Raw genomic sequence first — 14,779 nt, 5'->3', positions numbered from 1 at the left:
TCTTTGGTCAGAACTATTTTGAGTGTAGCACAAATGGCTTTTTTAGTTGTCTAGCTTAATTTTACAATCGGCGTAATATAAAAAATGGATGCGACAAGAATTTGTCGCATCCATTTTTTTTAAAATTATTTATCTTCTTTAGGAACTTGGTTTTCTAAGTCAGTCCGGACAATCAATACATCACAACTTGCATTACGAATAACATATTCAGAAACTGATCCGATGAATAAACGTTCCACCGCATTCAATCCGGTCGCACCCAGCATGATCAAATCGATTTGGTTGTTTTCAGGAATTTGAGTGGCGATCAGTACTTTGGGAGCGCCGTATTCAATAACTGTGCTAATGTGTTCGACACCAGCTTTTTTTGCATCCGCTTCATAATCCGATAACGTTTGTTTTGCCATGTCAGTTGCTTGTTCTGCTAGCACATTATCGAAAGAAGAAACTGTTTGAAACGCACGTGTATCAATGACATGCGCCAATAATAATTCCGCTTGATTTCGTTTTGCGACGTTTACAGCTTTTTTGAAAGCTAATTCTGCTTCGCTCGAACCATCAACGGCCACCATGATTTTACTATATTCTTGATCCATCATTACCAACTCCTTTTCACACTTTTATTTTAAAACAAAATACTTAAAAATGGTACTGTTAACCTTTTTTTGTTTTTGCGCCCATTAATAATGCGAAGACAGCCGCTGCGACTAAAAGCAAAATTAGATACAGCATAGAATAAGTTCGCTGATTAAAAATGGCGACAACGATGCCGAGGATTCCAAGCAGTCCATAAAGATAACCAAATTGCCGCAAAAAGATGCGAGATTCAGTTTGGGTCTGTTTGCTAAAAAGGACTAGCAGTCCTTGTGGTTTTTTGATCAAATAATAGCTGCAAGTCAGTAGAATAAGTGCAAGTAAAAATAATAAGATCCGGATCATTTTTTTCCTCCAATAATATAAGAAAAAGCAATTTGCGTACGCAAATTGCTTTTATTCCAAAAAAAATGGAAAATTCCGTCGATGCCGTTATTCACCCGATAGTATTGATCCCGCAAAATCTAGCAGGTGGGTTCCATGGTCTAAGCATCGAACTACCAAATGAAAAGGCATGTTACCAACTTTGACACAAGACGGATCCCAAGATATCAATAAAAATGTTCGGTCAACACTGAAATAGGCAACGCGTACATCACAGAATTTCCATCTCAATCATAGCACAGTGTGCATAGAGACGCAATGAAGTGGCTTATATTTATAAACTTGAAATAACCCAAAGCCGATTCGTCTTCTATACGTATATTGTATAAAAAAGGAGACGAATATGTCAAAAAAAATCGCTTATTTTGTACTCTATCTTTTCATTTTTTTCTGTGGTCCTTACGCAGTGCAAGCTGAAACCGAATCTTTAGAACTTATTCCGCCGGTTACCCAGCAAACAAACTATCCTTTAAGCAGTGCAGGCTTGCAAGAATTGTTACTGGATCTCCATCAATTTGGCAAAGAGGACACTTATACGATCCAACTTTCCGGCAGTCTTGATCTGAGCCAGACAACGGTTGGAGAAGACGTGATTTATCCCAATCCAACGCGTGAGACAATCAATTTTGTTAGTATTCCTACAAAACTAAAAGTTAAAGGGATTTCTGCTGCTGAATTGAAGTTGCCAAATACTTGTTTTTTCGGTCAAGCTGTCCAGTTTGAAGATTTAACTTTGCAAGGAAATAAAATCTACGGAAACGGTCATCAACTTCTTTTTAAAAATATCCAACATCGCCAAGCGACGCAATTATTTGGCGGTAGCAATCGTGATCTGATCGGTGATCCCAAAATTATTTTTCAGCAAGTTACCGGCGGCAGTTGGGAAATTTATGGCGGAAATGAATCCGGGACATTGATAGGAAATCCTTCGATCCAAATTTTAGATATGACTGGAAACATCACTCAATTATGCGGTGGTTCGTTGGATGGAAAAGTTTGTGGAAATGTCACAACGGAGATCAGAAAACTGGAAGGGATACTGGAACGTTATTATGGCGGCGGTATAGGCACAACAGCTCCAGTTGAAGTGACGGGTGAGATAACCAATTATTTAGCTTCTAGTTCAGAAAATTTTCTGCTGTGCAATTTTGTCGGCGGTGTAGCTTTTGGGAGAACGGGGACGATCAATAACAATATTTCTGGCAGTGGCAGTTTTTCCAGCGAAGGAATTTTGATTGGCGGTTCGCAAGCAGGCGAGATAATTGGACACGATCGAGCAATCACCACCAAAATTGATACCCGCCGCTTTCAAAAAGGCGAGCGCAGTTTTGTTGGGGGGAATCAGTACAGCGGTAAAATCGTTGGTGACATTGAAAATCAAATCCATGCCGGCAGTGCCAATAAAGGATCCTTTATCCGAATCGATGGTGCCGGTGGAATGGATCTGCAGAAAAAAAGTCTGTCTAACTCAACTGATTTAGTCCCCGAGGTCAATCAAATAGATCCGCAAAAACGAACGGCTGAAGAATTAAGGTACGATCAGCTGAAAGCAGCGGAACGTTTGTCATTGGCCAAAGATAGTTCTGCTTTTTTAGTCGAAGGCGATGTCACAACGCGCTTGTTAGGCGGCTGTGTCAGCGGCGGGTCAGGAGTCAGTCAAACTGTTCGCGGTGCCGGTTTTGCCGGCGTGATTGACGGAAAAGTCCGTCTAATTTTAGGCGAAGTAGGGCTGGTCTACAGCAAACTTTGGGGCAATCATGCTCAGCAAGTCGGGATTAATCCGAATGTTTTGCCGAACGTAACAAATTTAGCGTCTAATTATGGTTTTAATGCGGCGGCAGGTGGCGGCGATAATCGAAACACCTGGGAAAATACATTATTCATTAACGGGTCAACAGAATTAATTGTCGAACAAGCTTTGCTGAATTTTGCTTACGGCGGGAGCACCAGCGGAACGATCGCAGGAACGCGGTACGCTCAATTGCTTGGCGGCAAGGTCAATCGTTTTTTCGGTTCAGGCGGGGGTTGTTACAGACTTTATGGAGATAGTTTTCTAGAAATAACTGGCGGCGAAGTAGAAGGGATTGTTACCGCAGGAAGTGATTTAGATCGGCGGATGATCGGCAATGCTTACACAAAAATTTTAGGCGGCGAGTTTCTAGGCCAGCTGGCCGGTTCATATGGCGCGCGTTCCAACCATATGATCGACGGAAATGTTGAGACAATCGTCCAAGGCGGTCATTTTAAGAAAAATGGGAATGTCACGCAAATTATGGGCGGTGTCGCTAAGGAAGGAATGATCAGCGGAAACGTTTCGCTGGAATTAACGGAGTCAGTGGCACTGATGTCTGGCCTGAGCATTGCGGCGGCTCGACCTAAAAATGCGGAGCGAACCAATTTGCTAGGCGGCGCTGATCAGCAAATTGATTTTACACTCGCAACAAAAACAAGTTTTTCTGAGCTGGAAGTATTAGGCGATGGCGGTACGGATGCACGTTCATTGATCACTCCGCTGATCAAAATGGATATCAATGCTCCTAACGGTGATTTTTCGCTGATTCAAGGAATGGTCAAAAATAGCTATGCTGGGCGCTTGACTCATGGGTTGGTGCTTGATATTCAAGCGGCTCAGACAATCAAGGCACTCATCGGCAGTGATCAAATTTCTTTTACCAATTCGCTGATTGAAAATAGCACTGCTGAAATTGCGATAAAATTTGGAACGCTCGCAAAGTCAAGTTTTGTTGAAACAATCCATAATTTTACTCAGCTGACTGTTGAAAATCACTTAACTGCGGGTACGATTCTAAACGGCAGTGCGGCGAATAATGCTGATTTTGGCCAAACGTATCATCGGTTTGGTGAACTTATTTTAGCAGAAGGTGCTCAGTTAGCGGTAAGCAAATTAAAAACGGGAGAACTCATCACAGCGGCAAATGCGGAGATTCATTCGTCAGCCGGAGCACAAACTATTTTTTTAAGAAAATTGACTCCAGAGAAAAAATTAATTTGGCGCTTGCTGACACCGGCAGAACCAGAAGCAGTTTCAGGAAACTATTTTGCTCAGCAAAAAGGCTATTCTGTTATGACGTTTGCAGGAAACGAGAGTTCATTATCGCCTGAAAATTTTATCGGCTTTGATGAGACAGGTCATGCTTATACGGGAGATAGCAACGGTGCAACCGGACTGGCAGTAGCGGCTACAATCGTTGAGTACCAAGTGATTAGTCCTTTAGGTAAGATCAGCCATCAGCTTTCTCCTAAGTCCAACAATCAACCGTTGGATTACTGGGCGGTTGCTGATGACAGACAAGGAGAAATAATTATTCCGGCTGAGAATGGACGGACTCTTCGACTAGAATTTCTTGAAACGGATCAAGTTTCTTTTCAGCAAGCGGAAATAACAGTGAGTAATGGGGAAAAAAGCAGCTGTACGGAACCTGTTTGGGTGGCTAAAGAAAACTATTATTATCAAATCCAAGCAATGTTTCAACAAACAGCCGAAAGTTTGAAGCTCTTGACGCTTCCGGATTTGATTGATTTTGGACAGCGATCGATCGGAGAGCAAACAAAATTTTATCCTGATGTTATTGGGCAGTTGGAAGTCCAAGATACGCGGACAGGATCAGCGCCGTGGCAATTGACTTTACATGCCGAGACGCCTGAGATTGGTGAATTGTATTTTCAAGAAGCGGGGCAACTTTCTTCATTGGAGACAGCCGTCCCACTCTTTAGCCGAAATGGTTCATTTGTAACGACGTTTGCTGATTGGTCTGAGACAAAAGGAATTTTTTTAGACGTGCCGACGAAACAGCAAAAAATGGGTACGTATTCACTAACGTTTTATTGGACGTTAACGACAAAAGTTGAGTAATTCAGTCGAAACAAAGACAGAAAAAAACACAGTCGAAAAATTTATTCGGCCGTGTTTTTTTGCTTTTTCCATTCTGCGATCCGCTGGTATTGTTGAGCTAAAGCTTGTTCATATTTCCCCGTAGTTTTAGGTTCATAATAGTGTGCGTCTTTGATTTTATCAGGCAAATACTGCTGATCGACCCAAGCTTGTTCAAAGTTATGGGGATATTGATAACCGATCCCGCGATTCAATGCTTTTGCACCTTTATAATGACTGTCTCGCAAATGGTCGGGCACTTCACCAGCATTTCCTAAACGAATATCTGCGATTGCTGCATCTAAAGCGGCATAAGCCGAATTTGATTTAGGTGAAAGACAGAGATCCACGACTGTATCTGCCAGCGGGATTCGTGCTTCAGGTAATCCTAATTTTTCAGCGGCTTGAACAGCTTGGACGGTACGAGCCGCTGCCGCCGGATTGGCTAAGCCGATGTCTTCATAACCAATCACCATCAAGCGCCGGCAAATAATCGGCAAATCACCCGCTTCGACCAACCGACCTAAATAGTGCAGCGCAGCGTTGACGTCACTGCCGCGGATAGATTTTTGCAACGCAGAGATCACATCGTAATGAGCATCGCCGTCTTTGTCATGAGTCAGCGCTTTTCGCTGAACACATTCTTCAATGATCGAAAGAGTCAAATGAATGTGTTCCTTCTGATCTTTAGGAGTCGATTTCACCGCTAATTCTAAACCGTTTAAGGCACTTCTTAAATCGCCGTTTGTTGCACGCGCCAAATGATTCAAGGCTTCTTCATCAAGGATCACCGGAAATTCACCGAGCCCGCGTTCCTCATCTGACAAAGCTGATTTGATTGCGGCAATGATATCAGTCTCATCCAAAGGTTTTACTTCAAAGATTTGAGTTCGGCTGCGGATCGCCGGATTAATGGTGATATATGGATTTTCTGTCGTTGCGCCGATCATGATGATGCGGCCACTTTCCAGATGGGGCAATAAAAAATCCTGTTTCGTTTTATCTAAGCGATGGACCTCATCGAGTAATAAAATGACTGTGCCGCTCATCTTGGCTTCTTCTGCGACAATTTGCAAATCTTTTTTCGTATCAGTTGCCGCATTCAACGTACGAAAAGCATAATTTGTTGAACCAGCAATGGCGCTGGCGATGCTAGTTTTTCCTGTCCCAGGCGGTCCGTATAAAATCATTGAAGAAAGCATTTTGGCATCCACCATGCGGCGAATGATTTTTCCTGGACCAACTAATGACTGTTGTCCCACGACTTCATCCAAGTTGCGGGGACGCATGCGATAAGCTAAAGGCTGCTGCATAAGAAACCTCCTAATCTGAAAGATAGTTGAACTAAAAAATTCGTTCAAATGAAAGTATTCGTTAAAAAATGGATTTGAATTTGTGTACGTCATTTGCGCTTTTTTTAAAATCGGTAGTGAACGTTCAAACTAAAAAAATGAGCAAATGTATGTTCTCATTATAGCATTTTTATCTTATGCACGCCGAGTTTTGATTGCTAGGCATAGCGTGTGGCAAGATTATTGTGTATCATGGAGAAGGTGATAAAAATGGAACAAGTAATCAATTATTTTACTACTGAAACGACTGAAAATATAGCAAAATATTTATTAGGAATGTATTTGGAACACGAGACACCCGCAGGAAAATTAGGCGGGTATATCGTTGATTGTGAAGCCTATTTAGGTCCTGATGATCAGGCAGCGCATAGTTATGGAATGCGCGATACTCCGCGTGTCCGTGCGATGTATGAAAAATCAGGGACGATTTATTTGTATACGATGCACACGCACTTGATTTTGAATATGATCACACAGCCGGAAGGGATGCCCCAAGGTGTGATGATCCGCGGATTTGAACCGGTGGAAGGGATCGAGCGAATGATCCAAAATCGTCATGGAAGAGCCAATGCTGCACTTTCAGATGGCCCGGGAAAATTAGTTGAAGCGCTAGGCATTTCACGTGAGTTATATGGTGCATCGATTTTCTCAAGTCCGCTGCATTTAGTTCCGGAAAAAAGACGGATCCCTAAAGAAATCGACGCACTTCCGCGTATCGGGATCCCGAATAAAGGAATTTGGACGGAACGCCCGTTGCGCTACGTCGTCCGCGGCAATCCTTACATAACAAAACAACGCAAAGCTTTAATAGATGAAAATAATGGATGGAGGAACTAACAATGGCAAAAGAGACGATGATCACTTATTTAGATGACTATTTGAACAAAAAAATTCCTGATTATGAATTAGCACTGGACTGGGATACACGCAATCATAGTTTCGAGATCGCCTTTCGCATCTACGCGGAAAATAAAGGACAAATTGAGATCGACGACGTGGACGGCGTGGCTTCTGAAGAAGAGGTCATTGAGTTTGAGGACGCGATTTTATTAGCAGATCCGGCTAAAACCGTCTATGATCCCGCTGATTTTTTAGCGGTTATTCCGTACGAAGGCAAAAAAGGAATGAAAAAAAGTGAATTGACGGCTGTTGTGGATTATTTGAAAGAGGTAATTGAAGAAGGCCAAAGTGATCTATTGGATTTCTTAGCAGACGACAGCGAAGACGCACTATTTGAAATGAAATGGGACGACGCGGCTTACAAAGCATTGATTAAAGCAGGCAACGATTACTTGCCGTATCCAAGCTACTAAAGACAAAGGGAGTACAAACAGATGAAATGGAATGAAGTAAAAGTTACCACTGAAAGTGAAGCAGTCGAAGCTGTTGCCAATATTTTAGTGGAGGCCGGCGCATCCGGTGTTGCCATCGAAGACGCGTTTGATTTTGTGAATTATCAAGAAGATCAGTATGGGGAATTGTTGGATCGGGAGAATTTTTTTAGTTTAACAGAAGGGGCTATCGTGAAAGCTTATTTCCCTGAAACAATTTTTTTACCGGAAATTCTGCCGTTCATTAAAGGCCGGATCGACGAATTGCCAGAGTTTGGCTTGAACATCGGCAAAAATATCGTTGAAGTCAGCGAAGTGGAAGAAAGCGACTGGGCAACGGCTTGGAAAAAATATTACCATCCGGTTCGTGTGACCCGCTATTTAACGATTACTCCTAGTTGGGAAAAATATGAAGCGCAGCATGAAGATGAAAAAATCATTACATTGGATCCCGGCATGGCTTTTGGCACGGGAACACATCCAACCACCAATCTGACCTTGCAAGCATTGGAAACGGTTCTGCGTGGCGGCGAAACCGTATTAGATGTAGGAACAGGTTCTGGCGTGTTAAGTATCGCCAGCTCACTTTATGGAGCAAAAGATATTTATGCTTACGATTTGGATGAAGTCGCCGTTCATTCAGCGCAAGAAAATGTCGATTTGAATGCCAATACTGAAAATATCCACGTGTCCGCGAATGATTTGTTAGTCGGAGTCGAACACGAGGCGGACGTGATCGTGGCTAATATTTTAGCCGATATCATCGTCTTGCTGGTGTCAGATGCGTGGCGCTTGTTAAAACCAAATGGGACATTGATCGTATCAGGAATCATCGAAGATAAAAAAGATATGGTGCTAGAAGAAATGAATGCGCAAGGCTTTGAAGTAGATCGGATCTTCCAGCAAAAAGATTGGTTTGCCATTATTTTGAAGAAGCCTGAGGAAGACTAGTATGCAGCGCTATTTTATTGATCAAGCGTATCAATCGACCGTGGAAATCAGCGGGGAACCGCATCATCATATGTCGCGGGTAATGCGTATGGTAGCAGGTGATCAAGTTTTTCTGGCTTTCAATGATCAAACGACCATCAAGGCCAAAATCCTTGCTATCACCAGCGACAGTGTGACATTAGAAGAAGTTGAAAAAGAACAATTGCAACGGGAATTGCCGATTAATATCACGATCGCCAGCGGTTTTCCAAAAGGTGAAAAATTAGAGCTGATTGTCCAAAAAGGGACAGAATTAGGCGCTTTTGATTTTATTGCCTTTCCCGGTGAAAGTTCAGTAGCCAAATGGGATGCGAAAAAACAACAAAAGAAACAGCAGCGGTTGAATAAAATCGCACAAGAAGCGGCAGAACAAGCCCATCGGCAAGCATTGCCTAAAGTCCGTTTCGCCGCTGAAAAAGAATTAATCACCATGTTTGCTGAATACGATGCGGTCTTGATCGCTTATGAAGAATCGGCCAAACAAGGAGAACAGGCACAACTTGTCCAAACGCTGCAGCAATTAACGGCGGGACAAAAATTATTAGTCGTTTTTGGACCAGAAGGCGGACTGACGCCAAATGAGATTGAACGATTCCAAGCAGCGGGCGGAAAACTTTGCGGGTTAGGTCCGCGGATTTTGCGAACAGAGACGGCACCTTTTTATCTTTTGAGCGCGGCGAGTTTCTATTACGAACTGCAGCACTGATTTGATTGAAAAAGTGTACTAGAGTTTGTATAATAAGAACAATCATTTTCAGAAAACAAAGGGGGAACGTCACTTGGCAAAAGAAGTTGAATTAACTGGTCCTGACGTCATCAGGATGGTTAGTACCTACATGGGAAAAGAGCACGTGACGTTTGTACAAAGGGCTTACGACTTTGCGTACGAAGCGCATAAAGAGCAAGTCCGCAAATCAGGAGAACCGTATATCATTCACCCGATCCAAGTTGCCGGAATTTTAGCGGATCTGCACATGGACCCACATACGGTTGCGACCGGCTTTTTGCACGATGTAGTGGAAGATACACCGGTAACTTTGGAAGATTTAAAGGTTGAGTTTGGGGAAGACGTGGCTTCATTAGTCGATGGGGTAACCAAATTAGGAAAGATCAAATACAAATCCCATGAAGAACAATTAGCAGAAAATCACCGAAAAATGTTGTTGGCAATGGCACAAGATTTACGAGTCATCATGGTCAAATTAGCGGACCGTTTGCACAACATGCGGACACTTAAATATTTACGCGACGATAAACAGCGCAGGATCGCGCGTGAAACGCTGGAAATCTATGCGCCGTTAGCGGATCGTTTAGGGATGAGCCGAATCAAATGGGAACTAGAAGATACGGCATTACGCTATTTGAATCCGAAACAATACTATCGGATCGTTCATTTGATGCGCAGCAAACGCGATGAACGAGAAGCGTTTGTAGATGAAGCGGTCAATGAGATCAAAGAAGCAACGAAAGAGTTAGGCATTGAAGGCGATATTTATGGCCGGCCGAAACACATTTATTCTATTTATCGCAAGATGCGAGATCAAAAGAAACAGTTTGATGAAATTTATGATTTATTAGCAATTCGAGTAATCGTAGAGTCAATCAAGGATTGTTACGCTGTCTTAGGAGCAATCCATACGAAATGGAAACCGATGCCGGGGCGTTTTAAAGATTATATTGCGATGCCTAAGACCAATATGTATCAATCATTACATACTACGATCATCGGTCCTAGCGGCAATCCGGTCGAAGTACAAATTCGGACTCACGAGATGCATCAGATCGCTGAATTCGGGGTTGCGGCTCACTGGGCATATAAAGAAGGAAAAACAGAAAAACAAGACGAGACACAAGACAACAAACAATTGGATTGGTTCCGTGAAATTATTGAGTTACAAGATGAAAGCTATGACGCTTCTGAATTTATGGAGAGTGTGAAAGGCGATATTTTCAGCGATAAGGTGTATGTCTTTACACCAAAAGGCGATGTGACTGAGTTGCCGAAAGGATCCGGTCCGTTAGATTTTGCCTACAGCATTCATACAGACATCGGAAATAAAACGACGGGTGCCAAGGTCAATGGCAAGATGGTGCAGCTGGATTATAAATTGAAAAACGGGGACATCATCGAGATCATGACCTCGGCCAACTCTTTTGGTCCAAGCCGCGACTGGTTGAACTTAGTAAAAACCAGTAAAGCAAAAAATAAAATCAAACGTTTCTTCAAAACGCAAGACCGTGAAGGAAATGTTGTCAAAGGACACGATGCAGTCGTCAAATGTATCAATGATCTAGGTTTTGTACCGAAAGAAGTACTGACAAAAGACAAGCTTGCGGAAGTATTGGACAAATTTAACTTCCACAGCGAAGAAGATCTGTATGCGGCGATTGGTTTTGGCGAGATGAGTGCTTTGACTTTTACGAATCGTTTGACCGAAAAAGAGCGCCGCGAGCAAATGAAACAAAAACAGCGCGAAGCTGTTGATGAAATGGTCAGCAACCCGAAAGAACCTGAAAAAATCAAGATCCGGCATGAAGGCGGGATCGTCATCCAAGGAATCGATAATCTATTGATCCGGATCAGCCATTGCTGCAATCCAGTTCCTGGCGATGACATCGTCGGCTATATCACAAAAGGCCGCGGGATCTCGATCCATCGTGCTGATTGTCCTAACATCACAAAGCAAAAAGATATCCAAGAGCGTTTGATCGAAGTTGAGTGGGAAGATACTGCCAACTCTGTTCAAGATTACAATGCCGATTTGGAGATTTACGGATTCAATCGTGATGGGTTGTTGAATGATGTGTTGAATATTGTCAGCGGAATGACTAAAAAATTAGTCAGTGTTGAAGCAAAACCAACGAAAGATCGCTTAGCAGTTATCAACTTGACCTTCAAGATCCAAAACTTGAATCACCTTTATTCGATCGTTGATAAAATCAAAACGATTCCAGATGTGTACAGTGTGAAACGGACGAAAGGATAACGTCCAATACGAATAGTTGGAGGAAGAGCAATGCGGGCAGTGATACAACGAGTCAGTCGGGCAAGTGTGACCATCGATGAACAAATAATCGGCAAGATCGATCGGGGATTCATGATCTTACTTGGGATCCATGAAGAAGATACTGAAGCTGATGCAGATTATTTAATTCGCAAAATTCCTTTGCTGCGTGTGTTTGAAGACGCTGAAGGAAAAATGAATCAATCGCTCCAAGATGTTGCAGGCAGCGTATTGAGCGTGTCGCAATTCACCTTGTACGCAGATACAAAAAAAGGCAATCGTCCAAGTTTTGTAAAAGCAGCGCGGCCAGAGACGGCGATTCCGTTATACGAATATTTTAATGAAGGCTTGCGTCAAGCCGGTTTAACTGTGGAAACAGGGAAATTCGGCGGCGACATGGATGTGGCACTGGTCAATGACGGCCCTGTTACGATTCTTTTTGACACACGAGACAAATAACAAATGAAGAGGTTGTGACACAGTCACGACCTCTTTTTTTCAAGTCTGATTTTTTCGATTTGAAAGATAGCCAACTATCAATTAGACGACTAGCCGCAAAATTTAAAAAGAAGAAATTTAAACTAAGATAGTTCTACCTTTTTAACAAAAAATAAGGGATAATTGAACAAAATAGTCGAGAGGAGAATGACATGGAAACACGCACTGAGCACGATTCAATGGGCCCAATCGAAGTCCCCAAAGACGCATGGTGGGGCGCACAAACCGAACGGAGTCGACAAAATTTTAAAATCGGCGGGGAAAAAATGCCGCCTGAATTATTGCATGCACTTGTTTTAGTCAAAAAAACGGCGGCTATCGCAAACCAGCAGACAGGGAAATTAGCAGCAGAGAAAGCGTTAGCGATCCAAAAAGCAGCAGACGTATTATTGACCGGAGAAAATTGGCAGGAATTTCCATTAGTCGTTTGGCAGACCGGCAGCGGGACACAAAGCAACATGAATACGAATGAAGTGATCGCCCATCTAGCAAGCCAGAAAAATCTGCCGATCCATCCCAATGATGATGTGAACATGAGTCAGAGTTCCAACGATGTCTTTCCAACGGCAATCCATATCGCTGGAACGATGGCGCTCGAAAAGAATTTATTGCCGGCGGTTCGTGAAATGATCCAAGTATTAGAGCAGCTGGAAGAAGCCAATCAAGAAATCATTAAAATAGGCCGTACTCATTTGCAAGATGCGACACCAATAACTTTTGCTCAAGAGATCAGTGGCTGGCGCTCAGCACTGGAGCACAATGAAAATATGTTGATTCACGGATTAGCCGAATTGCGTCAATTGGCGATCGGCGGAACAGCAGTTGGAACCGGCTTGAATGCGTCAAAGGCATATGAAGAAGCATTTATCGCTGCGTTGAAAGAAGAAACGGGGATCCATTTTATCAGCGAAGCAAATAAATTCCATGCATTAGCCAATCGGGATGCGGTCGTTTTTGTCAGCGGTGCATTAAAAGCGTTGGCGGCGAATTGTTTGAAAATGGCGAATGACATTCGCTGGCTGGCCAGCGGTCCTCGCAGCGGATTAGGCGAGATCACTATTCCGGCGAATGAACCTGGCAGTTCGATCATGCCGGGGAAAGTCAATCCGACGCAATGTGAAGCCTTAGCAATGGTAGCCGTTCAAGTGATGGGAAATGATACGGCAATCGGGATCGCGGCATCGCAGGGAAATTTCGAATTGAATGTCTATTTGCCGTTGATCGCTTTTGACTTGTTGCAAAGTATTCGTTTGTTGACTGACGCTTTACATTCTTTCAATGAAAATTGTCTAAAAGGTTTGACTGTCAACAAGGAGCGAATGGAAGAATTATTGAAACAATCTTTAATGCTGGTAACCGCTTTGAATACGCAGATCGGTTATGACAAAGGTGCGGAGATCGCTAAAAAAGCCTACAATGAAGGAACGACTTTAAAAGAAGCCGCTTTGACATTGGGCTATGTCACGGCAGCAGAATATGACGCTTGGGTCAGACCAGAAAAGATGATCGGAGAGAGATAGAATGACGATTTATGAGGAAGCTTTAGCTGCACACAAACAGTGGCGTGGAAAGATCGAAGTAACGAGTAAAGTAAGTGTGCTCAGTAAAGATGATCTATCGCTGGCTTATACACCAGGCGTGGCAGAACCGTGCCGCAAAATTGCTGAAGATAAAACATTAGCCTATGACTACACGTGGAAAGGCAACAGTGTCGCGGTCGTGACTGATGGAACAGCGGTGTTAGGCTTAGGGGACATCGGTCCAGAAGCCGCTTTGCCTGTAATGGAAGGTAAGGCCTTGCTGTTTAAAGAGTTTGCCGGTATTGATGCCGTGCCGATTTGTTTAGCTACAAAAGATCCAAAAGAAATCATTCAAATCGTCAAAGCAATCGCGCCAACTTTTGGCGGAATCAATCTAGAAGATATCAGTGCTCCACGCTGTGTTGAGATCGAGCGGGCATTGATCGAGGAATTGGATATTCCCGTTTTTCACGATGATCAGCATGGAACGGCAGTCGTCGTGACAGCGGCTTTGATCAACGCGTTGAAGCTGGTGAAAAAAACGCCGCCAGATTTGAAAGTTGTCATTTCTGGGACCGGTGCTGCCGGTAGCGCGATCATCCATATGCTGGTCGATTTAGGTGTGAAAAATATCATTGCCTTCAATAAAGATGGGGCCTTGAACGCGGAGATGACAAACGCGACGTTTGTTGAAAAAGAGATTTTAGAATTGATCACACCGCAAGATTTTAGTGGGACGCTGGCAGAAGCATTTGTCGGAGCGGATGTTTTTGTCGGTGTCTCTGCGCCTAATCTAGTGACTAAAGAAATGGTCGCTTCTATGAATGAAGGCAGCATCGTTTTTCCGATGGCAAATCCCGAACCAGAAATCACGTATCATGAAGCGCTGGCGGGCGGGGCGGCAGTTGTTGGGACTGGCCGGTCGGATTATCCTAATCAAATCAATAATGTGCTGGCTTTTCCAGGTTTGTTCCGGGGAGCTTTTGCGGCAGAAGCGAAGAAAATAACTCCCGGGATGCAATTAGCTTGTGCGTATGCCATCGCGGATTCCATCACCTATTCAGAATTAAATTCCGGCTACATTATCCCATCAGCCTTTGATGAAAAAGTAGTCGATTTGATTACACTGAAAGTTGCGGAAGCGGCGCGAAAGGACGGCGTGACACGTTAATCAAGATTAAACGGATGCGACTATCGCTAGTTAGAGGAGGAC

At 43.4% G+C, this 14,779-nt stretch carries 12 protein-coding genes and 1 other RNA gene; 9 read left to right on the top strand and 4 right to left on the bottom strand.

Annotated elements, in window-relative coordinates; all coding sequences use genetic code 11:
- Positions 1–125: 125 nt before the first annotated feature.
- The 3 genes from FFM63_RS08785 to ssrS all read right to left on the bottom strand — a co-directional run bounded on the left by FFM63_RS08785 (position 126) and on the right by ssrS (position 1,201).
- A complete protein-coding gene (locus FFM63_RS08785; protein WP_137609919.1) occupies positions 126–596 on the bottom strand; it encodes a universal stress protein in 471 nt (156 codons plus the stop codon).
- A 58-nt stretch (positions 597–654) separates the two neighbouring features.
- Positions 655–939 carry a hypothetical protein gene (locus FFM63_RS08780; protein WP_137609918.1) on the bottom strand — a complete coding sequence of 95 codons (285 nt, stop codon included), beginning with the start codon at positions 937–939 and terminating at the stop codon, positions 655–657.
- A 68-nt stretch (positions 940–1,007) separates the two neighbouring features.
- Positions 1,008–1,201: non-coding RNA, 6S RNA (gene ssrS / locus FFM63_RS08775), on the bottom strand.
- Between the two features lie 120 nt (positions 1,202–1,321).
- Here ssrS and FFM63_RS08770 point away from each other — a divergent pair.
- Complete coding sequence (locus tag FFM63_RS08770) at positions 1,322–4,852, top strand: hypothetical protein (protein WP_137609917.1); 3,531 nt, start codon at positions 1,322–1,324, stop codon at positions 4,850–4,852.
- A gap of 41 nt (positions 4,853–4,893) precedes the next feature.
- On the opposite strand, the gene FFM63_RS08765 is transcribed toward FFM63_RS08770, so the two are convergent.
- On the bottom strand, positions 4,894–6,183 hold the full coding sequence (locus FFM63_RS08765; protein WP_137609916.1) for a replication-associated recombination protein A: 1,290 nt from the start codon (positions 6,181–6,183) through the stop codon (positions 4,894–4,896).
- Positions 6,184–6,432: 249 nt separating this feature from the next.
- Between FFM63_RS08765 and FFM63_RS08760 the strand changes: the two genes are divergently transcribed.
- From FFM63_RS08760 to FFM63_RS08725, 8 genes are all read left to right on the top strand, one after another.
- Positions 6,433–7,059 (top strand): DNA-3-methyladenine glycosylase, encoded by a 627-nt coding sequence (locus tag FFM63_RS08760; RefSeq protein WP_137609915.1) that lies wholly within the window; start codon positions 6,433–6,435, stop codon positions 7,057–7,059.
- A 2-nt stretch (positions 7,060–7,061) separates the two neighbouring features.
- Positions 7,062–7,535: a DUF3013 family protein gene (locus tag FFM63_RS08755; RefSeq protein WP_137609914.1), complete on the top strand. Its 474-nt coding sequence runs from the start codon at positions 7,062–7,064 to the stop codon at positions 7,533–7,535.
- 21 nt (positions 7,536–7,556) lie between these two features.
- The gene (gene prmA / locus FFM63_RS08750; RefSeq protein ID WP_137609913.1) at positions 7,557–8,504 is read left to right on the top strand and encodes a 50S ribosomal protein L11 methyltransferase; all 948 of its coding nucleotides are present in this window, start codon (positions 7,557–7,559) and stop codon (positions 8,502–8,504) included.
- Position 8,505: 1 nt separating this feature from the next.
- Complete coding sequence (locus tag FFM63_RS08745) at positions 8,506–9,249, top strand: 16S rRNA (uracil(1498)-N(3))-methyltransferase (RefSeq protein WP_137609912.1); 744 nt, start codon at positions 8,506–8,508, stop codon at positions 9,247–9,249.
- Positions 9,250–9,322: 73 nt separating this feature from the next.
- Positions 9,323–11,530, top strand: coding sequence for a RelA/SpoT family protein (locus FFM63_RS08740; RefSeq protein WP_137609911.1), 2,208 nt, complete (start codon positions 9,323–9,325; stop codon positions 11,528–11,530).
- Between the two features lie 30 nt (positions 11,531–11,560).
- Positions 11,561–12,007, top strand: coding sequence for a D-aminoacyl-tRNA deacylase (dtd, locus tag FFM63_RS08735; protein ID WP_137609910.1), 447 nt, complete (start codon positions 11,561–11,563; stop codon positions 12,005–12,007).
- Positions 12,008–12,198: 191 nt separating this feature from the next.
- Positions 12,199–13,566 carry a class II fumarate hydratase gene (gene fumC, locus FFM63_RS08730; protein ID WP_137609909.1) on the top strand — a complete coding sequence of 456 codons (1,368 nt, stop codon included), beginning with the start codon at positions 12,199–12,201 and terminating at the stop codon, positions 13,564–13,566.
- A gap of 1 nt (position 13,567) precedes the next feature.
- Positions 13,568–14,737 (top strand): NAD(P)-dependent malic enzyme, encoded by a 1,170-nt coding sequence (locus FFM63_RS08725; protein WP_137609908.1) that lies wholly within the window; start codon positions 13,568–13,570, stop codon positions 14,735–14,737.
- Positions 14,738–14,779: the final 42 nt, after the last annotated feature.

It is taken from the genome of Enterococcus pingfangensis, assembly GCF_005405205.1.
GTDB classification, from domain to species: Bacteria; Bacillota; Bacilli; order Lactobacillales; family Enterococcaceae; genus Enterococcus_A; species Enterococcus_A pingfangensis.
This window is presented reverse-complemented; position numbering and strand designations above follow the sequence as displayed.